This window comes from Acinetobacter sp. 25-47-130, from assembly GCF_056779705.1.
In genome coordinates, this window is sequence record NZ_JBWYII010000001.1 from 590,091 (window position 1) to 616,025 (window position 25,935).

The following is a 25,935-nucleotide window of genomic DNA, read 5'->3' on the forward strand; positions in this document are numbered from 1 at the left end:
TAACTTTATTTCTTATTCTTCATTCTCTTTTCGTTTTATAGCTTTCATAATCGCATCCATTTCAAAGCCTCTATATTGTAAAAAGCGAATTTGTTTTGCTTTTAATTTTGCGTCCTGAGCAACTTCATAGCCATATTTTTTGACTTTCAATAAGTATGCTTGTTCATACCAATCTATTTCTTTCATTTCTGGTTCAGCCAAGGCTTTATCAACGTGTTTGCTTTTAAGAGCTAGCTTTATTCGATTTGGACCTTTTCCTTTGCGTAATTGGCTGCGTACCGTCATTTCTGCAACGCGAGCATCACTTTGATAATTTTCTCGCGCTAGCTCATCAACTAAGCTCAAAACCTCTTCCTTATTTTGTGCATACAAAACAAGTTTATCGATTAAGTCTTTTTTTGAGTATTCTTTGCGAGTTAAGACTGCAAATGCATACGATCTCAAACGAGTTCCTGTTAAGCCTTTATTTTGTGCTAGAGCTGATGAATGGTTGTCATCTAAATCACATTCATCTGATGCTTGATTTTTCGGGTGTTGGCTAGCCACATGTTGATCATTGATGAGATGTTGAGGTTCATCTTCATTAATTATTGATTTTAAGTCCTCATAATGAATGAACTTGGGAAACTTCTCTGACATTTTAAATCCATGCTCTTAAACAAAAGCGCCCATAATTTGGGCGCTTCGATTTCAAATTTTTTGAAAAATTATACTTCAAATAAATCTGCTTCTTCGTCATTTTCTTCAGTTGGAGCTGGTGTCGCTGTGGTTAACAACTGTTCACGAATCATGCGATCAAGATCTTGTGCAAGTTGAGGATTTTCCTCAAGGTGACGAATCACGTTGTTCTTACCTTGTCCAATCTTGTTGCCTTGGTATGAATACCAAGCACCAGCTTTTTGAACAAGTTCTTGTTGTACAGCGAGATCGACCAATTCAGCAAGCTGATTTGTACCTTTACCATACATGATTTGGAATAATGCTTCACGGAAAGGAGGTGCCATTTTGTTCTTCACCACTTTAACGCGTGTTTCAGAACCAACTATTTCATCACCTTCTTTTACTTGACCAATACGGCGAATGTCTAAGCGTACAGAAGCATAGAATTTGAGCGCATTACCACCAGTAGTGGTTTCTGGACTTCCAAACATGACACCAATTTTCATACGAATTTGGTTAATGAAGATCACCATGCAGTTGGAGCGCTTTGCATTACCTGTAATTTTACGCAATGCTTGGCTCATCAAGCGTGCTTGTAGACCCATATGAGAGTCGCCCATTTCACCTTCAATTTCGGCTTTAGGAGTTAAGGCTGCTACAGAATCGACAACAATTAAGTCGATAGCGCCAGATCGTACCAGCATATCTGCAATTTCTAGTGCTTGTTCACCGTGATCAGGTTGTGACACCAATAAGTTATCGATATCTACACCAAGTTTGCGAGCATATTGAGGATCTAAAGCATGCTCAGCATCAATAAATGCACAAGTACCACCAGCTTTTTGACATTGCGCAATCGCTTGAAGTGTCATTGTGGTTTTACCTGATGATTCTGGACCATAAATTTCAATAATACGGCCTTTAGGTAAACCACCAATACCTAATGCGATATCCAATGTAAGAGAGCCTGTAGATACAGCTTCTACAGCTTGAACAGTATTGTCACCAAGGCGCATTACCGTATTTTTACCAAATTGTTTTTCAATTTGGCTTAAAGCAGCACTCAGTGCTTTGCTTTTATTATCATCCATCTCATAACCTCAAAACGATGTAAATCACTGATAACTTAAGTGGATGTCTTTAATTAAGTCTAATGTCCACGGCATTTATAGTGACAGAAAAAATCGGACTGTTCTATAATTTTAAACTTCAAAACGACAATATTTGTCGCTTTAACTTATTCATCATCGTATGACCAAACTTCGTCATATTGCTGACCATTTTGTTGACGGAATCTTGTAATATCACGTCGATCTTTTTTGCTTGGCCGATGATCTGGTCGTGCAAGATTATGCAATTTTCTTTGTGCAGAAAGCAACTCACGACGCGCGATACTGACTGCAGTTTCTTCATAGAGTAATTGTGCAGCAGGCGCACCACCTCGAACAGACGATAAAGCTTTCACAATGACGGTTTTCTTTTCAAATCCCTGCTGAATCGTTAACTCCATTCCTACACGTACTTCTCTGGAAACTTTAACGCGATCATTGTTGTGATGAACTTTACCACCTTCGATTGCTGCCTTGGCAATTGAGCGGGTTTTAAAAAAGCGTGCTGCCCAAAGCCACTTATCAATTCGCATTGAATCTGTGATTTTAGTTTCATGCTGTTTTGACATTCATTTCTTTCTCATGGTTAATTTGGTCTAAATAGGGGATTAATGATCTTAGATCATTGATTGCAGGATACTGAAGTTTAGACCTTTCGCGCTCAGGTTGAGCGCTAGATGGTTGGGTAATTGTGATTAGGTGTTCGATACCAAAAGATTTAGCACCTTCGAGTACTACCGCTGTATCATCAACGAGAACGCAGTGACGAGGTTCAAATGGGTGCATTTTCTGTAATTGATTCCAAAATTCAAAACGCTCTTTAGCAAAACCGATCGTTTCGCTACTGATCATCACTTCAAAATAAGAGGTAAGGTCAACTTGATTCATTTTCAATGCCAAACCTCTTTCATCAGCATTGGTGACTAACCACATTCGGTATCCAGCTTGTTTAAGGCCTGATAATAACGCAATGCATCCCTGTCTCGGCTTGATGAATTCTTTGTGATCGTGTTGAAGCTGAAAGGTATCAACGCCGACTTTGGCTGTCCAAAAGCGCGTAGAATACCAATCGAGCGTGTGCTTATGATCTTGATAAAATTTAAATAGAATTTGATTGCTCTGTTCTAAACTGATTTGATGAGTTTTGGCATGTCGCTCAGGGAGTTTGTGATTCCAAATTAAATCGTCAAAAGCAAGATCGAGTAGGGTTCCATCCATGTCGAACATGATGATGGGTTTATTCATTCATCTTTCCTCAGGTATTGTTGCAATTTAGCACAAATAAAAACAACAAATGGGTGTTATTTAAATATCGATTTACACCATCATTTGATGCAAAAGGTTGGACTCGCATCAGCATTTTAAAATTGAACTTCAAGAACGGGTGTGCGTGGTTACTTCTATATTTCATTCCATTCGTATTATATCGAATTAGATGTGTGAGGTCACAAATTTAGATCTTGAGAATGAATACAAAAATAGTATAGAAGTGGCTATGAAAGCATCATATTTTTTTTAAAATGGTGCATAGGAGTTTGAAGTATGACAAAACATGATAATAGTTCGAAACCACACAAAGAATCTAATGAGGATAAAGGGAATCAGGACTCTTTTAAAAATAATGAGCCTGTGAAAAAACCGAATGAACAGCCTGAAAGTCCAGTCAAAGAGCAAAAATAAAAAAACAAGCCTTCTTAAAGAAGGCTTGTTTTTTATGGTGATATTGACTCTAAGGTGCGATCTGATTTTTGAAACTATTGCGGGTGTTATTTAAGATGAATTGAGGGTTGTTGGCAATCACGCTTCGGATTTTGTTTTAAAAGTGTTAGAGTTCTTATGATTGAAATGGGTTATGAGTTTCAAAGTGGTTATATTTTATAGGTTTGCTACTATAAATATAAATCCAACAATGCAAATTAAATCACGCTGCATTTAAGCTGAGGTTCTTAATATGATCGTCATGCTTAGAGTGTGTAGCGCCAAAAGACAAAAATAGGTTTTATCCATGTTTATCACAACGCATGCTCCCCAAGATCAGCAAATGTTAAATTTGGTTCCGATTTTGGCTGTTGCAAGCCAAATATTATTAGAAGAATATCAAAATTATTGTGCTGGACGTGATTTTAAAATCAACGAAAAAGATGATCATTCTCCTGTAACTCAAGCAGATTTAAAGGTCAATCAATATCTGCTCAGAGAGCTTGCAAAACTTACACCTGATATTCCAATCATTTCTGAAGAAAGTGATTATTCGGAGCGGCATGAATGGCCTCAATGTTGGATGCTAGACCCTTTGGATGGTACGAAGGAGTTTATTCATGAGCGTGATGAATTTACGATTAATCTGAGTCTTATTCAGAACCATCAAACTGTATTTTCAGTCATAGTCGTGCCGACAGAGCAAGTTATGTATATGGGCTATTTGACGGATCTTCCTTATAAATATTCATTTATGAACAATATTTGGGAAAAATATTGCAAATTTAAAGCCTCACCAGTCGATGCCATCCAAATTGGACTGAGTCATAGTAGTAAAGATCCTAAGTATCAACACTATATTGATTATATTGAAAGAGAAATACCGGTTATACGTCGTGAAGCTGGAAGTGCTTATAAGTTTTGTATGATGCTTGAAGGTGAGATAGATATTTACCCAAGATTTCATCCAACCTCTGAGTGGGACACCAGTGCCGGACAAGGCTTGCTAGAGAGTATAGGAGGTGGTTTATTGACCTTGGATTCTGTGCCATTTACCTATAATCAGCGTGATACTGTTTTGAATAATGGTTTTATCGCCTATCGTGATCCTGAAATGAGGCAATTGGCTTTAGATGCGTTGTCGAATGTACTTTAGGGGAGTGGAACTATAATTTCATCGTGTTATAGTCAAATTAATTTCATTTATTAGAATTATTATGTCGCTGAAGTTGCTTCCTCCAAGTATGCTCAGAGCGGTTGATTTACTGCCCGATGTTGCTGTGCCTGTTACATTATTTACTCGCCACTCAATACGTGAAATGGTGGTGGGTCAAGGACTCGCTGGATATGATTTGCAATTAACAGATCAAGGTAAGGATCTGGCGCAGGCTTGGGGGGCTTATCTTATTGATCAAACAGATCGTGTGATTGAACACTGTATTTCTAGTCCAATTCAACGTTGTATTGATACTGCAGCACTGATGATTCAAGGTGCTGATCAAATCAATCCTAAGTCAAATACCCATCATATTAAAATTGTTGAGCAGGGGCTTTTGGTCGAGCCTGGTAGCTTCGTTTTAGATATCGAGCAAGCTGCGCCATATTTTAAGCAACAAGGTGCTTTGGGCTTTATCAATAGCTTTGTAAACAATACTTTACCTGGGATGAAGCAGCCAATTATAGGTGTGATTGATGTTTTACATTTGCTTTATCAAACTCACCCTCAACAGAATCATGGATTAAGTTTGGCGGTTAGCCATGACACTATTCTCGCTGGTATTCTGGCTGTGATTTCAGGTAAAACACAAATTAGTCAGCATGATTGGCCAGAAATGATGGAAGGTTTGTTTGTTTGGTTTGAAGGTGAAGCATTTATAGATGCAAAATTGAAATGGATATGGCGTGGTGAATGTAATGAGCTGTCTATTCGTGAATTTTTAGAGCAAGAAAGATAGTATTTTTAATATTATTTAAGTATTGTTGATAAATTTAAAATATAAAAAAAGCCCTTAAAGGGCTTTTTTTAACGCAACTTAGTTAGAAGCTAGAGCTTTAACTTGTGCATTTAAACGGCTCTTATGACGAGCAGCTTTGTTCTTATGGATGATACCTTTGTCAGCCATACGGTCGATTACAGGTACTGCAGTTTTGTAAGCTTCAGAAGCTGCTGCATAGTCACCTGCAGCGATCGCTGCTACTGTGCGTTTAAGGTAAGTACGAACCATAGAACGTAAGCTTGCGTTGTGTTTACGTGCTTTAACGTTTTGACGAGCACGTTTTTTTGCTTGAGCAGAGTTTGCCACTCGTGCACTCCTTGAAATTGATTGGTCTGGGCGGGCTGAAATTTCAACTAAATACAAACATTAGAAGAATTTACACCAGCCCGTAAACAAGTGCCATATTGTGATTAAATGATGCGGCAAAGTCAAGTCTTGACATGCTTTGACAACATTTTTGATGCAGATAAAATGCGGTTAGCACGTTAGATTATATAAATATTGGAAGGAATGGCGAAAAAATGATTAAAAATATTAAAAGTGCAATAGTTATAGGGGCAACTGGTTTAGTTGGTCGATCTTTGGTAAATCATTTGAATCAATTGGTAGATTGCGAAAGAATTGTCGTAGTTGTTCGTAAGCATGATGAACAATTTGAACAGTTCACCAAAGTTGATCAGTTGGTCATTGATGACTTTTTAATGTTAAATGATGAGGACGCTTCTGGATTCTCACATGCGTTTAGTTGCCTAGGAAGTACAATTAAAAAAGCAGGCTCTAAAGAAAATTTTTACAATATCGATTTTGAGATAAATGCTCATTTTGCTGATTTGCTCGTGAATACCGATACTTTTTTTGCAATTGTAAGTGCGGAAGGTGCGAATGAAAGATCTCCATTCTTCTATAATCAAGTGAAGGGAAAGTTAGAAAATTATCTAAAATCATTATCACTCTATCAATTGGCGATCATTCGACCTTCACTCTTAATTGGTGAAAGAGCTGAAACAAGGACACTCGAAGATATTTCTCAGAGTATTTTCAAGCGAGTATCGCAATTTCTGCCAAATACATTCAAATATAAGCCAGTGACAGCAGAGCAAGTCGCTAATACTATGGTCGTGAGCGCAAGAACTCAAAATGAAAAAATTAAGATTTATGATAATTTAGAGATTCAAAAACATAACTGAGGGTATAAAAAGTGACAACGCCAACATTTGTGACGTGTGATTTACTGGATGACCATCCTGATTTAGATATTCAAGTATTGTATCCATCTATTGATGGAAAATTCTTCAAAAGTTACGGCGGTGTAAAAAGCTTTGGGGGTGAAGCTGTCACTGTTAAATGTTTTGAGGACAATTCACGAGTAAAAGAGTTACTCGCTACAGATGGGCAAGGCAAAGTTTTAGTTGTAGATGGTGGTTCTTCCATGCGTTGTGCATTGATGGGAGATATGATTGCTGAGTCTGCCGTTAAATATGGATGGGGTGGTGTCATTATTAATGGTTGTGTTAGAGATGTTGATGCCATTGCGAGTTTAAATCTAGGCGTGCACGCACTGGCGGCTATACCTCAAAAAAGTAATCGCAAAGGGGTGGGCGAAACCAATATCACGATTCAAATTGGAAATATCACAATCCAACCAGGTGATTATATCTATGCAGACAATAATGGAATTATTGTGTCCAAGACAAAATTAGTCGATTAATTTAAATAAAACAAAAACGAGGTAATCAGTATGGTGATTCATCAATTAAAAGTGGCTCAGGCGCTAGCTTCAGCTGTTGCAGAAGGTGGACGTGGGACTTCAGGTACACCGTTTCCTAAACAGCCAGAAAAAGCATTAAAGCTTTACGAATTTGAAGGATCACCATTCTGTCGTCGTGTAAGAGAGGTGTTGACTTTACTTAATCTTGACTACGAAGTGTATCCTTGTCCGAAAGGTGGAAGGGTCTATCGAGATCAAGTAAAAACACTTGGTGGTAAGATTCAATTTCCTTTTTTAATTGATGAAAATACTGGGGCTAAACTTTACGAGTCTCAGGATATTATTCACTATCTTTTTAAGCATTATGGTGAGACAGGTCAAACACCGAAGCAATTCTCACACTACCCCAAATTGCCTGTAGTTGCTCTAGCTGGAACACTGATTAATGGTGCTCGTGGGATTTTTATAAATAAAGCGATTAAGCAGAGGCCACAACCCGAGCATTTAATTGAGCTGTGGGGGTTTGAAGCGAGTCCATACACCAGAATCGTGCGCGCTGAACTCACAGAACTTGAATTACCATTTAAGTTTCATAATGTTGCTAAAGAGCGTTGGCAGGATCAAGGACCAGCGATTTTACGATTGAAGCCTGGGAAATATATTCCTTTGGCTGGCGGTAAACGCGAGCAGGTTGTAAAGGTAATGAATCGCAAGGGAAAGGATATACAAGTCCCGTACTTAGTTGATCCTAATACAGGCGTAAAATTGTTCGAATCGAAGAAGATTGTAGAATATTTAAGAAAAAATTACGGTGAATTTTAGTTTGAGTGCTTTTTGGTCATGAATATAGGTGTATTCGTGACCAGATGCTAAGATAGACCATCATTTTGAGTTTTCAGCTTTTCTTCCCAAACTATGTTTAAAAAAATTTCTGATTTGTTTCAAAAAAAACCATCGGCTGAGCAAGTTTATTTACAGACTCATCAAATTCGTCATGATCCTGAATTAGGATATATTATCGATGACGTTGTTTTGAATGAACTAAATGAAAGATTGTCATATTTTTCGAACCGAAAGGTTACTCGTTTTGATGATTTGGAGAATTTATTTTATCGGGGAATGTTGATCAAAGAGAAAATAGATCTCGAGTTGAATACAGGTCGTTTTACAACGAGATTAGGTAATAATCAACAGAATCTAGAACAGTTAAAAAAATTCGTGATATTGCTCAATGATTATTATCGTGAATTCAAACGTGAGCGCTAATGTTTGCGACTGAATGTTTGTGATATCTAAAAATAACTCATTCTCGATTTTGAACATGATAAAATAGTGCAATGTCCTACCAGACTTTTAAAGCGATCTTCATGTTCCAAAAAGAAATTTCTCAACTTAATCTATCACAAATAAAATCTGGCGAAAAAAGATGGTTAGGGGCGCTTAAAGGCTCTGCCATCGCTTTGCTTTTAAAAGAAATAAGTCAAAACTCTGATCGACTCTTTGTTCTGGTAGCTAGAAATAATCAACATTTAGCTCAACTTGAGAGTGAACTTGAATTTTATGGTGTGAAGCCCACCATCTTTCCAGATTGGGAGATATTACCTTACGATCGGTTGTCTCCGCATCAAGATATTGTCTCAGAAAGATTATCAGTGCTCTCTAATATGCCAACAAAAGGGATACTACTCATTTCAAGCACAACTTTGGCACAACGTGTTGCGCCGACGTCTTGGGTGTTAGGTGAGCATTTTGATATTAGCGTTGGGCAAAAATTTGATTTAGAAAAGCAGAAACAACGCCTGATTCAGGCTGGTTATCATTTGGTCGATACTGTATATGATCATGGAGAATTTGCTGTTCGGGGAAGTTTAGTTGATATTTTTGCTTCAGGGCAAGATGCTCCAATTCGAATAGATTTGTTTGATGATGAAATTGATTCTTTAAAATTTTTTGATCCAGAAACTCAAAGGACCACGACGAAACTTGAACATTTTAAGGTTTTACCAGCTAAAGAGTTTCCTTTAAAAGAAGGTAGAGCTCAATTTCGAGACCGTTATGCTGAAGAGTTTCCAACGGCGAACCCGAAAAAAAATCCAATTTATCAGGATGTAATGGAGGGTATATCTTCACCGGGATTGGACTATTACTTTCCGCTGTTCTTTTCAAAAAAAGAAATGCTAGAACAAAGTAGTATTACATCATACTTACCAAATCATTCCATTGTCATTACAGATCGCAATATTGAAAGTGAATTAACTCAATTTTGGAAAGATATTTATCAGCGTTATGAAGACCGACGTCATAATGTTGATCAACCTTTATTAGCTCCAGAACAAATCTTCTTTCAACAAAATCAAATTTTTGAACAACTCAATCAGTTTCCTCGTATTATCGCATCTGACGAAGTTTTTGAACCTAAAGCGGGTGTAATTAATACCTCTGCTGAACAGCCACCTCGTTTAGCGGTAGAGCCTAAACATCAACAGCCATTTCATGCTGTAAAATCATTTATTGATGCTGCGCAACACCCTGTCTTACTCGTCGCTGAAAGTGCGGGACGCCGTGAATCGTTAAAGGACTCCTTGCGAGCAAGTATGGGTGAAATTCCTGTTGTAGAGCATTATCAGGAGTTTATTAATCAACAATATTCAGTAGCAGTAACGCATGCACCACTTGAACGTGGCTTGGAGATTAAGGGACAAATATCTGTCATTTCAGAAAATCAACTCTATGAGCATCGTGTTGTACAACGCCGTAGAAAACGCCAGCATGAAGTTTCTGAAGAGTTCTTAGTTAAAAGTTTAACTGAATTAAGTATAGGTGCTCCTGTAGTTCATATTGATCACGGTGTAGGTCGCTATGCGGGATTAGTGACTTTATGTATTGATGATCAAGACCACGAATTTTTGCAACTTAATTATGCTGATGATGCCAAAGTCTATGTTCCTGTCACCAATTTGCACCTGATTAGTCGATACAGTGGAGGTGATCCTGATTTAGCACCACTGCATAAACTTGGTACTGATGCTTGGAATAAAGCTAAGCGCAAAGCACTAGAACAGATACATGATGTTGCAGCCGAACTTCTTCATATTCAAGCAAGACGCCACTCAAAACCAGGTATCCAATTTGAATTAGATCACACTACTTATATGCAGTTTGTTAGTGGTTTTGCTTATGAAGAAACGCTTGATCAAGCGAATGCTATCGAAGCGACTTTATACGACATGCAACAAGCTAAACCAATGGATCGTTTAGTCTGTGGTGATGTTGGATTTGGTAAGACAGAAGTGGCGATGAGAGCTGCTTTTGTTGCTGTACAGAACAATAAGCAAGTTGCTGTTTTAGTTCCAACAACTTTACTTGCGCAACAGCATTATGAATCTTTCAAAGATCGATTTGCTGATTGGCCTATCCGTATTGAAGTGTTATCTCGATTTGGCTCAAATAAAACACACTTAAAAACGATCGAAGATTTGGCAGAGGGTAAAGTTGATATCGTCATTGGAACGCATAAAATTTTGCAGGAAAATGTCCAGTTTAAACAACTTGGATTGATGATTGTTGATGAAGAACATCGCTTTGGTGTGCGAGATAAAGAACGTATTAAAGCGATGCGTGCCGATGTAGATATGCTGACGCTAACCGCTACGCCAATCCCGCGTACCTTAAATATGGCGTTTTCAGGTATGCGTGACCTCTCAATTATTGCTACACCACCTGCACGCCGTCTCGCTGTTAAGACCTTTGTCAATGAGCAGACCGATGCCACGATGAAAGAGGCGATCTTGCGTGAACTATTACGTGGTGGTCAGGTTTATATTTTGCATAATGAAGTGGATACCATTGAACGAGCGGCTGAAAATATTCGGTTGTTAGTTCCTGAAGCTCGGGTTGCAGTTGCGCATGGTCAAATGCGTGAGCGTGAGTTAGAACAGGTCATGCAGCAGTTTTATCATAAAGAATATAATGTATTGGTGTGTTCGACCATTATTGAAACGGGAATTGATGTACCAAATGCCAATACAATTATCATTGAGCGAGCAGACAAGCTAGGTTTGGCACAACTTCATCAACTGCGTGGTCGTGTGGGGCGCTCTCATCATCAAGCCTATGCGTATCTGATGGTTCCGTCTATTAAAGGCTTAAAAGGTGATGCTGAAAAACGACTTGATGCCATTCAGCGTGCTTCTACTTTAGGCGCTGGTTTTGTATTGGCGACAGAGGATTTAGAAATACGTGGAGCAGGCGAGCTTCTAGGTGAGCAGCAAAGTGGTTCAATGCATGCAATTGGATATAGTCTATATATGGAAATGCTTGAGAAAGCGACTAAAGCCATCCAAAATGGTAAGACTCCTAACTTTGATGCACCTTTGTCACTCACCGCAGAAATTAGTTTACATATGCCTGCATTAATTCCAGATGAATATTTAGGTGATGTGCATCAGCGTTTATTGTTCTATAAGCGAATTAGTAATACGGATACACAAGAAAAACTCGATCATATCCGTATGGAGCTTATCGATCGTTTTGGTGTGCTACCTCAACAAGTGAAATATCTTTTTACTGTTCATCAGGTGCGTATAAAAGCAGAAAAATTAGGTATTACCAAGATTGATTTGAGTAAGCAGGGTGGCCAAATTGAATTTTCACCTGATACTCCTGTTCAAGCGATGAGTATTATCCAAATGATGCAAAAACATCCGACATTTTTTAGAATGGACGGTGGTCAACGTCTGAAAGTGATGGTTATGCTTGAGGAAAATGATAAAAGAATTCAGTTTATTAATGATCTTTTAGATGAGTTGATGAGAGGGCTCAACTGATCTAAGTTGGGCTTGAATCTAGACTTGTTCGTAGCTCAAAATGCACTGGCTGACAGTCAACCTTATAGGTTGATTTTTTAGCGATGCATTGCAATGAATGAGTGAGATTCAAATCAATGAAATACATATTTTTTTGTATCGAAACACATGACTAATAATACTCAGTCTAAAACTGTTGTGTTAGTATTAGCTATCCATTTAATTTTTGCGTCATTTATAAATATATGTTTAGTTTGCATCCACAACTTGCTCAAGATACTTTTTTTGTTGGCGACTTTCCACTTTCAACTTGTCGTTTAATGAATGACATGCAATTTCCATGGTTGATTTTGGTACCGCGTGTTCCTGGTGTAACTGAATTATATGAATTAAGCCAAGCAGACCAAGAACAATTTTTAAGAGAATCTAGCTGGTTATCTAGTCAATTATCTCGAGTTTTCCGTGCGGATAAAATGAACGTTGCAGCACTAGGAAATATGGTTCCTCAACTTCATTTTCATCATGTAGTTCGTTATCAGAATGATTCTGCATGGCCTAAGCCTGTTTGGGGTGCTTCACCTGCAGTTCCTTACAGTAATGATGTTTTAGCGCATATGCGTCAAACGCTCATGCTCGCGCTACGTGGTCAAGGTGACATGCCTTTCGATTGGCGTATGGAGTAAATACGTCAATTTCAAGGAAGAATAAAAATAATGTGAATTGAGGTAATAGCAATTGCCATTTGAACGAATGCTGGATAAAGAGCCACAGCAGTTTGAAGTACTCCTCAGGATGATGGGGTATGTGATGATCGCGATTCTTGTTGTGATCTATTATTTCACTTCACAAAACCAAAATTATCAGATTTTATACCCTCTATTTATTTTCTTGCTGATTCTATTGGCACCCCGAATTTCACACAGTATCCAATATCGTTATGGTAGTAAAACCAGACGTTTTGCGTTCTTTATTATTGATGTAGTTGTTGTAGCTACCGCCTTAGCAGCAGTGCATTTAAGTTTGTTGCCAACATTTGTTTTCCTGTTTGGATTGGTGTTTACCGCCGTTAATAATAAAATTTCGATGATGGTGAGTTCGATTGCAATTTTAGTTGCGATCATTGTTTTTTATATTTGTACAATTTTTATTTTTGGTTTTGAAGATTATTTCCAGCAAACTTCAATCGAATTGTCCGTAGTCTCGTGTATATGTGCGATTCTTTTTGTGAATTTTGCTAATTATTATCAGAATCGACGTGTAAAAAAATTAGATGTTCAACGTCAAACTTATTTTAAAGAAATGAATCGATATATTGAGTTATCGAATCAGTTAAGCCGCTATGCACCAATTCAATTGTGGCAATCAATCATGCGTGGTGAAACTGAAGCGAAACTTGAATATAAACGAAAAAAAATTACGATTTTTTTCTCTGATATTCAGGGATTTACTGAGCTTTCAGAGACTCTTATTCCAGATGACTTAGCTTTTGTTTTGAATGATTATCTGAGCCATATGACTGAAATTGCCAAGCAATATGGTGGAACAATTGACAAGTTTATGGGAGACGCGATTCTCATTTTCTTTGGAGATCCAGATTCGCAAGGGGTTGAGCAGGATGCCAAAAATTGCATCGATATGGCGATGGCAATGCGTCAACAAATGAAATTTTTGCGTGAACGCTGGGTGAAAATGGGATACTCAGCACTGCATATACGTATGGGCATTAGTACAGGTTATTGTCACGTTGGTAACTATGGCGCAGTTCATCGAATGGCATATACCATTGTTGGGCGGGATGCAAATTTAGCTGCAAGACTTCAAAATGCTGCAGAAATTGATGAAATTTTAATCTCGGATGAGACTTATAAGTTAGTTAAAAACTATTATCTTTGTGCACCTCAGGAACCTATAGAGCTGAAAGGGATTCATGGTTCAATTAAAAGTTGGCAGGTCATGGAAAAATATAGCACCAAGCAAACCCATCAACATTGGTTTGATTACGAGTACAAAGGGTTTCAACTGGTGCTGAATATGGAAGAAGTACAAAATTACGAATATGCTGAATTAATCGCAGTTTTAGAAAAAATGATTGAACGTATTAAACTTCAGCAGGATTTAACCAACTCTTCTGGTATTGTGAAGTTAAAACTATCTGATGAAGTAAAATATCTAAATTAGGATTTTATATCTACATAAATAAAAAGGTCACTTAAGTGACCTTTTTTATATGGTTTTACAAATGATTAATGATTTTCAGAAGCATGGTTAATCGTGTACTTCGGAATTTCAACTTCTAAATCATCATTTTCAATTTTTACTTGACAAGAAAGACGTGAATCAGGCTCTAAACCCCAAGCACGATCGAGTAAATCTGCTTCTACATCATTCATTTCTTCAAGACCGTCAAAACCTTTACGAACAATGACATGGCAGGTCGTACAAGCTGCAGACATATCACAAGCATGTTCAATTTTGATACCATTTTTTAGAAGGCTTTCGCAAAGATTGGCATTTTGCTCAACTTCAAACTCAGCACCTTCAGGGCAAATTTGCGCATGTGGAAGAACTTTAATACGTGGCATAAATTTTTACCTATGTTTAGTTTGAGTTTGACCAATCGTCAAGCTTAGTGCCTTTGAGAGCATGATCAATATGTTGATTCATTCGTTTTGCAGCAAATGCATCACTATGAACTTTTAACGCAGCAACAGCAGCTTCAATTGCTTCAATATCAGAAGTTTCAAGTTGTTGAGCCAAATGAGTTTGTGCAGAAATTAAATCCTGAGCTTCCTGTTCAGTCAAGAGTTTAATATCAGCTTTAAGCGCTTGAGAAAGAGCTTCAAGTTCTCGTTGAGCTTCAACTTTAGTTTCATGTAAATGACGAAGGGCTTTATCTTCTGCTGCAAATTTAAAACCATCAACCAGTAGGCGCTCCATATCAGTATCAGATAAACCGTATGATGGTTTAATATCAATCTGAGCTGAGACGTTAGATGTTGTTTCACGAGCAGATACCGATAAGAGACCGTCAGCATCGACTTGATAAGTCACTTCAATGCGTGCTTGACCAGCAGTCATCGGTGGAATGCCGCGTAAAACAAAACGTCCGAGACTACGGCAATGTTCTACTAAATCGCGCTCACCTTGGACAACATGGATTAACATCGCAGTTTGACCATCTTGATACGTGGTGAACTCTTGACGACGAGCGACAGGAATTGCAGTATTGCGTGAAATTAATCGCTCTACTAATCCACCCATGGTTTCAATACCAAGTGATAATGGTGTTACATCAAGTAGTAAAGAACCATCGGTGCTATTACCAATTAATTGGTTGGCAGTAATTGCAGCACCAATTGCAACGACTTCATCTGGATTAATGGTACACAGGGGTTCTTGACTAAATACTTCTGCTACAGCTTTTTGTACCGCATAAGAGCGAGTAGAGCCACCAACTAAAACGACATTTTTAATATCGTCTAATTCCAATTTAGCATCACGTAATACTCGTTTGCACACTGAAATCGTTTTATCTAGAGCAACTTTAATGATGCTTTCAAACGTTGCACGATCCAATGTTAATTCGTTTTCTAAAAGCTGAAGATTAACTTGATCTTGGTCCGATAAAGCTTCTTTCGCTTTACGTGCTGCAACAAGGAAGTGTGCATACTCGTTATCATCTAAGGTCTCGATATTGAGCGATTTTTTAGCCCACTTGACGATAAGACGATCTAAATCATCACCTCCAAGTGCAGTGTGTCCACCTGTAGCGAGTACCTCAAATACACCCTGTGATAAACGTAGGATGGATACGTCGAAAGTACCACCACCTAAGTCATAAATCACATAGTTTTGATCTGTACTTAAATTTGTTGCTTGATCTAAACCATACGCTACAGCTGCTGCTGTAGGTTCGTTTAATAATCTCAGTACGTTTAAACCAGCGAGCTGTGCAGCGTCTCGTGTTGCTTGGCGTTGTGCCTCATCAAAATAGGCAGGTACTGTAATGACAGCACCATTTATGGGATTTTTTAAACTTGCTTCAGCACGATCTTTTAGATTTTTTAGAATTTCAGCAGAAATTTCGACAGGTGTTTTACGACCTTGCGCTGTTTCAAAAGCAGGCATCTGATTGTCTTCACCCACCAATTGATATGGGTGTTGAAATTTAATATCAGCTTTTGAGCGTCCCATAAAACGTTTTACAGAGACAATAGTATTCTGTGGGTCACGAGTTATAAACGGTTTTGCGTCATTGCCGAGCACAGTAGAGTTTTCAGCATAATGTACGATAGAAGGAAGTAACACTTGACCTTGTTCATCGTTTAGAACTTTAGGTTTGCCAGAAAGCACAGTTGCTACAAGAGAGTGGGTCGTACCTAAATCAATACCAATAGCAATGCGATGTTCATGTGGCGCACTTGATTGTCCAGGTTCAGCAATTTGCAAGAGTGCCATGTGTTAAATCCCTTGAAAATAAAACAAAAAAATAAAATTAGAATTCGTCATCTAAGTCAAAATCTTCATCATCGAGAATACGATCTTCAGCTTGATGTATATCATTCATCACTTTTTGGAAGAAACGTAATTTTCGAACAGTATCGCGAGACTCAGCCCAATCTTCAGCTTCAAAGTCTATTTTGAATTCGCGAACTAAACCATCAATCCATTGTTGCACTTCAGTTTTTAAAGATGAAAGTTGTTCAGAACTTTGAGCTTCATCTAACTGTTCACGAATTTCTAATGCAGATTGTAAAAATTCGAAATCATTGATGGATTGATCTAAATGATAGTCTTGTTTTTTGAGTGTAAGTAAATATCCAGCACGGCTGTCAACTTGAGATAAAACTTTATAAGCTTGATTGATTTCGCTAGATTTGATCAAGGCTTGGTCTTTATTTTCAGCTTTATCTGGATGATATTGTTGCTGCAATTTTAGAAAGTTAGCTTTCAAAGTTGCTAAATCAATATCGAGTGCTACAGGGAGATTAAACAACTCAAAATGATTCATGGATTGGAAATTCCAAAATAGTGAAAAATAAAAGTGGGCGCTGAATAGAATTAAAACAGTGCTGGGCACTGTTTTAATCAGGTAAAAAGAGAATGATTATCTTAAACAGTGAAAGATTCACCACAACCACATTCACCTTTTTTGTTTGGGTTGTTGAATTCAAAACCTTCGTTTAGACCATTTTTAACATAGTCCATTTCCATACCTTCTAGATAAACAAGGCTCTTCGGATCAACGAAAACTTTAACCCCAAACTGTTCAAAGACTTGATCATGTTCGTCAACTTCATCAACGAATTCGAGAACATAAGCCAATCCAGAACAACCTGAAGTTTTCACACCAACGCGAATACCTTCACCCTTACCGCGATTCAATAAATAATTGCTGATATGAGTTGCAGCATTTTCAGTTAAATTGATCATGAAAACTCCATTCAATCATCAAGCGCTAAATTAAGCTTTCGCTTTTTTGCTACGGTAGTCTTCTACAGCAGCTTTAATTGCATCTTCTGCAAGTACAGAGCAGTGTACTTTCACAGGAGGAAGCGCAAGTTCATTTGCAATATCAATATTCTTGATTTGCTGTGCTTGGTCTAAAGTTTTACCTTTTAGCCATTCAGTTACAAGTGAACTTGAAGCAATTGCAGAACCACATCCGTAAGTTTTGAAGCGAGCTTCTTCAATTACACCATTCTCATCCACTTGGATTTGAAGACGCATAACGTCACCACAAGCTGGTGCACCGACCATACCTGTACCTACGTTTTCTGCGTTTTTATCTAAAACACCAACATTACGAGGATTTTCGTAATGATCAATCACTTTTTCGCTATAAGCCATGATGCGTCTCCAAACCTCAGGGTCGGCTGATAATATTTAATATGGGTGCATCTTATTAAATTTCAATATTTAAGCTTAATAAGATGCATGTGTTTGGTTTAAATTAGTGTTCTGTCCATTCAACTTTCGACAGATCAATCCCTTCTTTGTACATATCCCAAAGTGGAGAAAGGTCACGTAATTTTTCTACAGCAGCTTTTGTCACTTCTAGTACGTGATCAATGTCTTCTTCAGTCGTATATTTACCAAAACTGAAGCGAATTGAACTGTGTGCTAACTCATCAGATAAGCCTAATGCACGAAGAACATAAGAAGGTTCTAATGTTGCAGAAGTACAAGCTGAACCAGATGAAACAGCAGCATCTTTAAGTGACATCATTAAAGATTCACCCTCAACGAAGTTAAAACTTACGTTTAAGTAGTTTGCTACGTTTTGAGTCGGATGACCATTTAAGAAAACTTGTTCAAGATCTTGTAGACCATTCCAAAGTTTGTCACGTAGAGTGCGTAAGCGAGTTTGTTCAGCAACTAGGTTTTTACCTGCAAGTTCAAATGCTTCACCCATACCAACGATTTGGTGAGTTGCAAGCGTACCAGAACGCATACCGCGCTCATGACCACCACCATGCATTTGAGCTTTAAGACGCACACGTGGACTACGACGTACGTAAAGTGCACCGATACCTTTAGGACCATAAATTTTGTGAGCAGAGAAACTCATTAAATCAATTTTCATGGTTGATAAATCGATTTCAACTTTACCAGCAGCTTGAGCGGCATCTACGTGAAAATATGTCTTATTCGCACGAGTTAATTCACCAATAGCGGCAACATCAGTCACAGTACCAATTTCATTATTGACCATCATTAATGAAACAAGAATTGTATCTGGACGTAAAGCAGCTTGAACCATTTCAGGAGTAATTAGACCTGTTTGAGCTTCTGGTTCAAGATAGGTAATTTCAAAGCCTTCTTGTTCTAATTCACGGCAAGTATCTAAAATTGCTTTATGTTCAATTTTACTCGTAATGATGTGTTTGCCTTTTGAAGCGTAGAACTGTGCAACACCTTTCAGTGCAAGGTTGTCAGATTCTGTAGCGCCAGATGTCCAAACGATTTCGCGTGGATCTGCTTTTACAAGATTTGCAACTTGCTCACGAGCGTATTCAACTTTTTCTTCAGCTTGCCAACCATATGCGTGCGAACGTGATGCAGGGTTACCAAAAGTCCCATCGAATGTAAGGCATTCCATCATGCGCTCAGCAACTTGTGGGTCGACTGGAGTCGTTGCAGCATAATCAAGATAAATTGGACGTTTCATGTCAAATACCTGTAACCGATAAAAGGGCTGAATCTAATGGAGCTGTATTCTGGCGGATCGCAACAGTTTGAACGTTATCGCGAGCAACTAAATCAGCAAGAGAGATTTTAGCTAAGTAATCGGCAATGTGGAGGGAGAGTTCTTGCCATAAATCGTGAGTTAGACACATTGCGCCATTTTGGCAGTTACCTTTGTGGTCACAACGTGTTGCATCAACAGTTTCGTTTACAGCTTCAATAATTTCTAAGACCGTAATATCAGAAGCATTACGCGCTAAATGGTATCCACCATTAGCACCACGTACACTCGAAACCAAGCCATGACGCTTTAATTTAGCAAATAGTTGTTCTAAATAAGCCACAGAAATAGTTTGGCGAGTAGCAATTTCTGCCAAAGTAATGGTTTGTTCAGTCGGCTGCAAAGCTAGATCAAGTAATGCAGTCACTGCGTAGCGACCGCGAGTGGTTAAGCGCATGATTCGATACACGTGTAAAAGGCTAGATGATGAAATTTTATGAATTCCGACTAATTTAGTCAAGTATTTTTTCTAAAAACCAACTAAATTAATCGGAATTAAATATGGCGAGAATTTAAACAGATAAAACTTTATTATTTTAATAAATAATCAATAAATTATACACGATTAAAGCCACGAATAGAACCGAAACTATCCCGAACGCAATATTGATACGTTTTTGGTTGGTTTGCATGCGACGAATACGATTTTTATATTGTTTTACCTCTACTTGAAGTGTATTGATTTTAGATCTTTGTAAGTCAATTTTTTCAAGTAATGGTGCAATGCGTTTTCTCGAAGCCTTTGTATCTTGGTCTTCAGAAGCTGTTGTTAACCAGTTTTTCCAATCTGAAAGTAATTTCGGTGTTGAGAGATGTAATGCTAAATCTCTGAATTCGTCTTTAAGGGTTTGATCACCTTCAATACGCATTTTTTTCAAACTTCTGCGGTTTGCAAACCCGAAAATTTGAATGATATCGACTAAAGTACTACTTACCTTGAGGTCAGGTTCTTTTTCTGGCGCTTGAAGGTCAAATAAGATGCCTTTATCCGTAAATTGGATATAAAAGTCAAAATAGGGGATATAGCTATTCATTTTAATTGTAATTTGTTGTTCTACAAATTTTTTTGCTTGAAGGCGAACAACACGGTCATGTTTTAAGACGAAAGAATAGAATGTCTCTAAAACTAACATAACAATGTTAAGCAACAAACGGGTATGACCTTGTTGTTGTTGCGATTCACTCATAAATAAATCCTATTCAAATTTAATAAATCTAAAAAGTTCTATTAACACAAACTTAAATTAAGTCTAAGATTACATCATTTATCATTGCTTTGTAGAACAGTTTTGAACAAGGTTCAATAGCGATATTTGATATTATCAATGTATTTTATGCACGAATAGTCAGTTTAGAGGCTAAAATATACAGGAGTGTAACGGTGGATCAAGATGTAAATAACAATAAAGAACAGGAGTTAATGGACAACTCACAACCTGCAAACTCACGTAAAACAAAGCATCAACGTAAGTCCACACTTGATTTTCGTAAATATACTAAACAAATTTGGCTTGCTGGTTTAGGTGCTTTTTCTCGCGCAGAGGAAGAAGGTAATAAAATGTTTGACTCTTTAGTCAAAGTCGGTGAAGAGCTTGAATCAAAAACGGTTGAATTTACAGATCAAACAGTAAACAAAGTTGCGGAAAAAACTAAAGAGTCTGTTACGGATAAAAAAGATAAGGTGGAAAAACTTTTAGATCATGGGGTGAGTACTTCGCTTAATCGTATTGGGCTCGTCTCAACTAAAGATGTACAACATCTTGAGAATATGATTTTAGATATTCACCAGAAATTAGATGTGCTCATTGCTGAAAATCAAGCTTTACGAGCCAAACTCGAAAAAAAATGATGGATTTAGAGATAAAACTGTAATTTTGGTATTTTTTGTCGCTTATTTTGATCAAAACAGGTCGAGCAGTATTGCGTTTCCCCCCAAAGCATTGCTATAAAGTCGTCATGGCCTTTTAAAATACAAGCCTTGGATTTTAAACAAACGATATAAGAGGACGTAATCTTCATGAATAAATCAGAATTGATTGATGCGATTGCAGAGAAAGGGGGATTGTCTAAGACTGATGCTGGTAAGGCATTGGACGCGACTATTGCTTCTATTGGCGAAGCGCTGAAAAAAGGTGACTCTGTTACTTTAGTAGGATTTGGTACTTTCAGCGTTAAAGATCGTGCTGCACGCACTGGTCGTAACCCGAAAACTGGCGAAGAATTACAAATTAAAGCAAGCAAAGTTCCTAGCTTTAAAGCTGGTAAAGGTTTAAAAGATTCTGTAGCTTAATTCTTATTAAGTCCAAAACGCGCCGACTTGGCGCGTTTTTTATTAAAAAGAAAATTTATGGCTTCATCTGATATATTCGGTTTGGATTATCAGTTAGAATCGCTTTGAAATAAAATATTGGAATACCTATGGAATCGTTTCGTAAACTCATTAAAGGGTGGCTCGGCAAAGTCCTTCTAGTATTATTTTTGACACCATTGGCATTGGTCGGTATTGAAGGCTATTTCGGTGGTGGAAACAAAGATGGGATTGCTAAAACCGTTAATGATTTAGAAATTTCTAATAAAGAGCTAGAAGTTCAAACGAAGAATTATAAAGATCAATTCTTACAAATGGTTCAAGGTGATGAATCACTTCTGAATCAATCGTATATTGAACAAATGGCTCTAGATAGTTTAATTGATCGTGCTTTATTGGTTCAGCAGGCTGAAAAGTTAGGCATCAGTTTAAGTGATGCTCAGATTGAACAAATGATTGCTCAACAGCCAAGTCTGCAGGTTGATGGTAAATTTTCACAACAAGCTTATGAAAACTATCTTCGATCAATTAATATGACGAGCCAGGGTCTAATCCAAAATTTAAGACAAGATCATGCGCTTCAAATGTTAGTTTCAAGCATTCGTGATAATTCTTTGGTAAGCCAAAGTGATATTCAGCAAATCGCAAATCTACAAGGTGAGCAACGTACGTTATTTATGTCATCTGTAAAATTGGATGATTACAAAACGTCTGTAAAAATAACTGATGCTGAAGTCGCTGCTTATTATGAAAAACATAAAGTGCTGTTTAAGCAACCTGCCTCAGTTGATCTTGATTATGTATTGGTAACGCCTGCTATGGTAGCAAATGCCACAACAACTGTTACAGATGCAGAATTAAAACAAGCTTATGATCAATATGTAACTCAACAAAATAAAAATGCCAAAGTTGAAGTCCAACATATTTTGATTACAACAGATAATCGTACTGCGCTTGAGGCTGAAAAAATAGCCAATGATGTTTATGCAAAAATTCAATCAGGATTATCTTTTGCAGAGGCTGCTCAACAGTATTCTGAAGATTCTAGTTCCAAAGATAATGCGGGTCGAGTTGATGGTTATGAAGCCGGTGTATTCGGTGATGCTTTTGATAATGCAGTTCAAGCTTCAAAAGGTACGATTTCTAAGCCAGTAAAAACCGATTTTGGTGTACATATTATTCAAGCTAAAGCTGCTCAAGTGAATGTTGCTAGTTTTGAGTCTGAAAAAGCACGTCTTGAAGCTGATTTATTAAAATCTAAAAATGCCAATGCTTATTCTGATCTAGTAAATGGTTTGAATGAGCTCGTTGTAAGTAGCGATGCTTTAGATGTAGTCCCTCAGGAATTAAAATCGGCTAAATTGGTTACTGCGAATAATGTAACTCTTGCCACTCAAAATACAGTCCTAGCGGATCCTGCTGTAAAAGCTAAGATCTTTAGTCAAGATGTAAAAAATGGTGATCGTAATGCGACCAGCAATATACAATTGGCGAATGGTGATACAGTTTGGTTGAAAGTTCGTGAATACCGTGAAGCTGGTGTTCAACCTTTATCAGTAGCCAAAGCGAAGGTTAAAGAAAAGCTGTTGAATCAAAAGGCATATGAAGCTGCTCAAGCAAAAGTTGCTGCAATGTTAAAGGATTTTAAAACACTACCTTCACAGCAGGTTTTAACTAAGCATCAGCAATCTTTCGTAAATGCAGGTGTGTTTACTCGTTCTCAAGGTCTTAAACGAGAAATTGAACGTGCTGCATTTAGTGTGCCTGCACCTAAAGCAGGAATGTGGTCTGTGACTACAGCTCAATTACCAAATGAAATGGTAATTATCGGTGTGGCTGAGGTAAAAAAACCATCTATGGATTCGATTTCGGCTGAAGAAAAACAGCAGCTTGCACAGCTTTATCAAAACTATCGTGGTACACAATTACTTAAAGATTACACTGAGTATTTAAAGTCAGTTGCAAAAATTAAGTAACTCACCAGTAATTCTATCTTCATAAAAAAAGCACTTCGGTGCTTTTTTTATTTTGCTATGATTTATTTAATTCGATTAATTCAAATAAGTATTCCGATACTGGCTTGGACTGCATAGATAATGTTTTTTGAAGGCTTGACTAAATGCAGTCTCTGATGAATAACCAACTTTGTGCGCGATTTGTTGGATTGAAAGCTGGCTCAAGCGTAAAAGTTGACTGGCTAATCTTAAACGGTGTTTCTGTAAGTATGCTAATGGTGTTTCATTCACCATATTTTGAAATAAATGAGCGAATTTTGAACGCGACATAAAGCAAGTTTCTGCCAATGATTCTACAGTCCAGTTTCGTTCTGGTTGGCTGTGAATCGCTGAAAATGCAGGGCTCAATTCTGGGTGAGTAAGTGCATTTAACCAGTTATTCTGATCTGTAAGCGTGGAAATGTAATCTCTCACGCATTCGATTAACATAATACTCACCACGTGATCCATAATCTTATGGCGACCAGGTCGGTTCATCTTGGTTTCATCAGCCACGAAATAAAGCCCGATCCTTAACCACTCCGGCTCTCTAGCATTCAGTGCATTGTTTAAATGGATATAAGTGGGTAAGGCTTGAATCAATGGTCCACCCATAATACTGTCCATGTTAGATCGTATACTGAAGATGAGAGATTTCTCAGATTTATCATCTTCGTCACCGAGGATAATTTCATCATCTCTTAAACCTTTAAATAAATGATCTATTTGAGTAATGTTGACTAATGTTTGTTCTTGATGGCTATAGGCTTGATGTGACATTCCAGAAGGAATAATTGCCATATCTCCAGCTTTTAAGTGTAGCTGTTCGCCATTTTGAAATTTAAAAAAGGCTTCACCGTATAATAAAATATAGGTAATCATGGCTGTTTGATGACTTAACTCAAAAGCCCATTTACCTTGTGCTTGAAGGTAGAGATATTCCGTATTTTTGAGGTGAATATCTTCAAAAACTTGACTGAGAGCATCCATGTTTTTCGTATATTCCCTATACGCTTACAATTGCTGAATCTTAACATGTGTAAAGATTTCTATAATGTATTTTAGCTTCAAAATCGTTGTGGAAATACGACTCAATAGCTTTTTTGGACGATTACGACTGTATTTGAAATTTGAAATGAACAAAGATAAAAATAAGAAATAGAAAAGGAAAATTGCAAGTGAATGCAAAGGTAAAAGTTGAAGAGTTATTGAGTCAGAACCCGATAGCGCAAGGCTTACAACTGGATAAGAAGCGTTACTTATGGTTGCTTAGTCCAGCACTACCTGTATTAGGGATGGGCTTTTTGGCTGGATATCAATACGGACCTAAAGCAACTAAAAAATTGTTTGCATTAGGTGGACCTTTATTATTACACGTAATTATTCCCACCATTGATGCTTTGGTCGGTACTGATGAGAATAATCCGAGTGATGAGCAGATCAAAAAATTAGTCAGTGATCCTTACTATGATCGTATAGTAAAAATGTTTGTTCCTTTACAATATGCAGCCAATTTTTTTGCTGGATACGTGGTCTCTCGTAAAGAAACCCCATTGTTGGATCAGTTGTTGATTGGTTGTACTATGGGGTTGATCAACGGTATTGGTGTGAATACTGCCCATGAACTATGCCATCGACCGAAGCGTGCAGATCATTATTGGTCACACGTGACACTAGCACCACTTGGATACAATCATTTCCGTATTGAGCACCCATATGGGCATCATAAGCGCGCAGCTACTCCAGAAGATCCAGCGACTTCTAAGATGGGTGAGACCTTTTACGAGTTTCTTCCAAGAACCATTAGCGGTGGCTTGAAGTCAGCAATACAGATTGAAAAACATCGATTAAATCGTAAGGGTGAGTCGTTCTTTTCACTGAAAAATGAGTTATTTCACGGCGCAGCCATTAGTGCAACTTTTCACGCAACGATGCTAAAACTGTATGGTAAGAAAATTTTACCATTCTTAGCCATACAGTCACTTTACGGTGTGACTTTATTTGAAATGGTCAACTATCTTGAGCACTACGGCTTATTGCGAGAAAAGAAAGAAGATGGAAGTTATTCGCGTACTATGCCTGAACATAGTTGGAATAATAATAACATCACAACCAATCTATTCTTATACCAGTTGCAGCGCCATTCGGATCATCATGCTTATCCGACACGACCATTCCAAGCATTGAGAAACTTTGAAGAAGCGCCAGTGTTGCCAAGTGGATATGCGACGATGTTGATCCCAGTTTTAATACCTAAGTTATGGTTTAAAATTATGGATAAGCGCGTATTTGACCATTATGGTGGCGATTTAAATAAAGCCAATATTCATCCAAAACGACGAGCAAAAATTTTTAAAAAATTTGGTGTTATTGATAAATTATTGGGCTAACACTCAAAAATAAAAAA

Annotated in this window: 28 protein-coding genes; 14 read left to right on the plus strand and 14 right to left on the minus strand. The window is 37.7% G+C overall.

From position 1 onward, the window contains the following. Positions 1–12: 12 nt before the first annotated feature. The 4 genes from AC1M83_RS02860 to AC1M83_RS02875 all read right to left on the minus strand — a co-directional run bounded on the left by AC1M83_RS02860 (position 13) and on the right by AC1M83_RS02875 (position 3,014). Positions 13–639 (minus strand): regulatory protein RecX, encoded by a 627-nt coding sequence (locus AC1M83_RS02860; RefSeq protein ID WP_481589956.1) that lies wholly within the window; start codon positions 637–639, stop codon positions 13–15. Positions 640–707: 68 nt separating this feature from the next. Beyond that, positions 708–1,751: a recombinase RecA gene (gene recA / locus AC1M83_RS02865; protein ID WP_035263652.1), complete on the minus strand. Its 1,044-nt coding sequence runs from the start codon at positions 1,749–1,751 to the stop codon at positions 708–710. 146 nt (positions 1,752–1,897) lie between these two features. Beyond that, positions 1,898–2,338 (minus strand): RNA-binding S4 domain-containing protein, encoded by a 441-nt coding sequence (locus tag AC1M83_RS02870; RefSeq protein WP_481589957.1) that lies wholly within the window; start codon positions 2,336–2,338, stop codon positions 1,898–1,900. Next, on the minus strand, positions 2,322–3,014 hold the full coding sequence (locus AC1M83_RS02875; protein WP_481589958.1) for an HAD-IA family hydrolase: 693 nt from the start codon (positions 3,012–3,014) through the stop codon (positions 2,322–2,324). Before AC1M83_RS02875 ends, AC1M83_RS02870 begins: the two co-directional genes overlap by 17 nt. 297 nt (positions 3,015–3,311) lie before the next feature. Here AC1M83_RS02875 and AC1M83_RS02880 point away from each other — a divergent pair, with 297 nt between their 5' ends. The 3 genes from AC1M83_RS02880 (at position 3,312) to AC1M83_RS02890 (ending at position 5,422) form a co-directional block, all read left to right on the plus strand. Continuing rightward, positions 3,312–3,449 carry a hypothetical protein gene (locus tag AC1M83_RS02880; RefSeq protein ID WP_481589959.1) on the plus strand — a complete coding sequence of 46 codons (138 nt, stop codon included), beginning with the start codon at positions 3,312–3,314 and terminating at the stop codon, positions 3,447–3,449. Positions 3,450–3,774: 325 nt separating this feature from the next. Beyond that, the gene (locus AC1M83_RS02885) at positions 3,775–4,623 is read left to right on the plus strand and encodes a 3'(2'),5'-bisphosphate nucleotidase CysQ family protein (protein ID WP_481589960.1); all 849 of its coding nucleotides are present in this window, start codon (positions 3,775–3,777) and stop codon (positions 4,621–4,623) included. Between the two features lie 61 nt (positions 4,624–4,684). Beyond that, positions 4,685–5,422: a histidine phosphatase family protein gene (locus AC1M83_RS02890; RefSeq protein ID WP_481589961.1), complete on the plus strand. Its 738-nt coding sequence runs from the start codon at positions 4,685–4,687 to the stop codon at positions 5,420–5,422. Between the two features lie 78 nt (positions 5,423–5,500). Here AC1M83_RS02890 and rpsT read toward each other — a convergent pair whose 3' ends face one another. Beyond that, on the minus strand, positions 5,501–5,770 hold the full coding sequence (gene rpsT, locus AC1M83_RS02895; RefSeq protein WP_035263646.1) for a 30S ribosomal protein S20: 270 nt from the start codon (positions 5,768–5,770) through the stop codon (positions 5,501–5,503). 215 nt (positions 5,771–5,985) lie between these two features. Between rpsT and AC1M83_RS02900 the strand changes: the two genes are divergently transcribed. The 7 genes from AC1M83_RS02900 to AC1M83_RS02930 all read left to right on the plus strand — a co-directional run bounded on the left by AC1M83_RS02900 (position 5,986) and on the right by AC1M83_RS02930 (position 14,155). Then, positions 5,986–6,651, plus strand: coding sequence for a Rossmann-fold NAD(P)-binding domain-containing protein (locus tag AC1M83_RS02900; RefSeq protein WP_481588187.1), 666 nt, complete (start codon positions 5,986–5,988; stop codon positions 6,649–6,651). A gap of 11 nt (positions 6,652–6,662) precedes the next feature. After that, positions 6,663–7,172, plus strand: a complete 510-nt coding sequence (gene rraA, locus AC1M83_RS02905) for a ribonuclease E activity regulator RraA (RefSeq protein ID WP_180027814.1) — start codon at positions 6,663–6,665, stop codon at positions 7,170–7,172. 30 nt (positions 7,173–7,202) lie between these two features. Further along, positions 7,203–7,994: a glutathione S-transferase N-terminal domain-containing protein gene (locus tag AC1M83_RS02910; RefSeq protein WP_481589962.1), complete on the plus strand. Its 792-nt coding sequence runs from the start codon at positions 7,203–7,205 to the stop codon at positions 7,992–7,994. A 93-nt stretch (positions 7,995–8,087) separates the two neighbouring features. Next, on the plus strand, positions 8,088–8,438 hold the full coding sequence (locus tag AC1M83_RS02915; RefSeq protein ID WP_180027816.1) for a hypothetical protein: 351 nt from the start codon (positions 8,088–8,090) through the stop codon (positions 8,436–8,438). 101 nt (positions 8,439–8,539) lie between these two features. Next, the gene (gene mfd / locus AC1M83_RS02920) at positions 8,540–11,998 is read left to right on the plus strand and encodes a transcription-repair coupling factor (protein WP_481590055.1); all 3,459 of its coding nucleotides are present in this window, start codon (positions 8,540–8,542) and stop codon (positions 11,996–11,998) included. Positions 11,999–12,222: 224 nt separating this feature from the next. Next, entirely contained in the window at positions 12,223–12,660 is a 438-nt protein-coding gene (locus tag AC1M83_RS02925; protein WP_035263634.1) for an HIT domain-containing protein, read from the plus strand. A gap of 52 nt (positions 12,661–12,712) precedes the next feature. After that, positions 12,713–14,155: an adenylate/guanylate cyclase domain-containing protein gene (locus tag AC1M83_RS02930; RefSeq protein WP_035263632.1), complete on the plus strand. Its 1,443-nt coding sequence runs from the start codon at positions 12,713–12,715 to the stop codon at positions 14,153–14,155. Between the two features lie 65 nt (positions 14,156–14,220). On the opposite strand, the gene fdx is transcribed toward AC1M83_RS02930, so the two are convergent. The 8 genes from fdx to AC1M83_RS02970 form a co-directional block, all read right to left on the minus strand. Next, complete coding sequence (fdx, locus tag AC1M83_RS02935) at positions 14,221–14,559, minus strand: ISC system 2Fe-2S type ferredoxin (RefSeq protein ID WP_035263630.1); 339 nt, start codon at positions 14,557–14,559, stop codon at positions 14,221–14,223. 16 nt (positions 14,560–14,575) lie between these two features. After that, on the minus strand, positions 14,576–16,435 hold the full coding sequence (gene hscA / locus AC1M83_RS02940) for a Fe-S protein assembly chaperone HscA (protein ID WP_180027818.1): 1,860 nt from the start codon (positions 16,433–16,435) through the stop codon (positions 14,576–14,578). A 37-nt stretch (positions 16,436–16,472) separates the two neighbouring features. Then, on the minus strand, positions 16,473–16,988 hold the full coding sequence (gene hscB, locus AC1M83_RS02945; protein WP_180027819.1) for a Fe-S protein assembly co-chaperone HscB: 516 nt from the start codon (positions 16,986–16,988) through the stop codon (positions 16,473–16,475). 101 nt (positions 16,989–17,089) lie between these two features. Beyond that, positions 17,090–17,410, minus strand: coding sequence for an iron-sulfur cluster assembly protein IscA (iscA, locus tag AC1M83_RS02950; RefSeq protein ID WP_035263624.1), 321 nt, complete (start codon positions 17,408–17,410; stop codon positions 17,090–17,092). Between the two features lie 30 nt (positions 17,411–17,440). After that, a complete protein-coding gene (gene iscU, locus AC1M83_RS02955) occupies positions 17,441–17,827 on the minus strand; it encodes a Fe-S cluster assembly scaffold IscU (RefSeq protein WP_035263622.1) in 387 nt (128 codons plus the stop codon). A 103-nt stretch (positions 17,828–17,930) separates the two neighbouring features. After that, entirely contained in the window at positions 17,931–19,148 is a 1,218-nt protein-coding gene (locus AC1M83_RS02960) for an IscS subfamily cysteine desulfurase (RefSeq protein ID WP_035263620.1), read from the minus strand. Position 19,149: 1 nt separating this feature from the next. After that, positions 19,150–19,623 (minus strand): Rrf2 family transcriptional regulator, encoded by a 474-nt coding sequence (locus AC1M83_RS02965; protein WP_035263618.1) that lies wholly within the window; start codon positions 19,621–19,623, stop codon positions 19,150–19,152. Positions 19,624–19,762: 139 nt separating this feature from the next. Beyond that, the gene (locus AC1M83_RS02970; RefSeq protein WP_179998074.1) at positions 19,763–20,413 is read right to left on the minus strand and encodes a hypothetical protein; all 651 of its coding nucleotides are present in this window, start codon (positions 20,411–20,413) and stop codon (positions 19,763–19,765) included. A gap of 233 nt (positions 20,414–20,646) precedes the next feature. Here AC1M83_RS02970 and AC1M83_RS02975 point away from each other — a divergent pair, with 233 nt between their 5' ends. From AC1M83_RS02975 to AC1M83_RS02985, 3 genes are all read left to right on the plus strand, one after another. Beyond that, the gene (locus AC1M83_RS02975; protein ID WP_092766445.1) at positions 20,647–21,075 is read left to right on the plus strand and encodes a phasin family protein; all 429 of its coding nucleotides are present in this window, start codon (positions 20,647–20,649) and stop codon (positions 21,073–21,075) included. Positions 21,076–21,243: 168 nt separating this feature from the next. Further along, entirely contained in the window at positions 21,244–21,516 is a 273-nt protein-coding gene (locus tag AC1M83_RS02980; RefSeq protein ID WP_035263613.1) for an HU family DNA-binding protein, read from the plus strand. A gap of 128 nt (positions 21,517–21,644) precedes the next feature. Then, a complete protein-coding gene (locus AC1M83_RS02985; RefSeq protein WP_481589963.1) occupies positions 21,645–23,510 on the plus strand; it encodes a SurA N-terminal domain-containing protein in 1,866 nt (621 codons plus the stop codon). Between the two features lie 75 nt (positions 23,511–23,585). Here AC1M83_RS02985 and AC1M83_RS02990 read toward each other — a convergent pair whose 3' ends face one another. After that, positions 23,586–24,518 carry an AraC family transcriptional regulator gene (locus AC1M83_RS02990; protein WP_092766332.1) on the minus strand — a complete coding sequence of 311 codons (933 nt, stop codon included), beginning with the start codon at positions 24,516–24,518 and terminating at the stop codon, positions 23,586–23,588. Between the two features lie 188 nt (positions 24,519–24,706). Here AC1M83_RS02990 and AC1M83_RS02995 point away from each other — a divergent pair, with 188 nt between their 5' ends. Then, positions 24,707–25,918 (plus strand): alkane 1-monooxygenase, encoded by a 1,212-nt coding sequence (locus AC1M83_RS02995; protein WP_035263607.1) that lies wholly within the window; start codon positions 24,707–24,709, stop codon positions 25,916–25,918. The last annotated feature ends 17 nt before the right edge of the window (positions 25,919–25,935 follow it).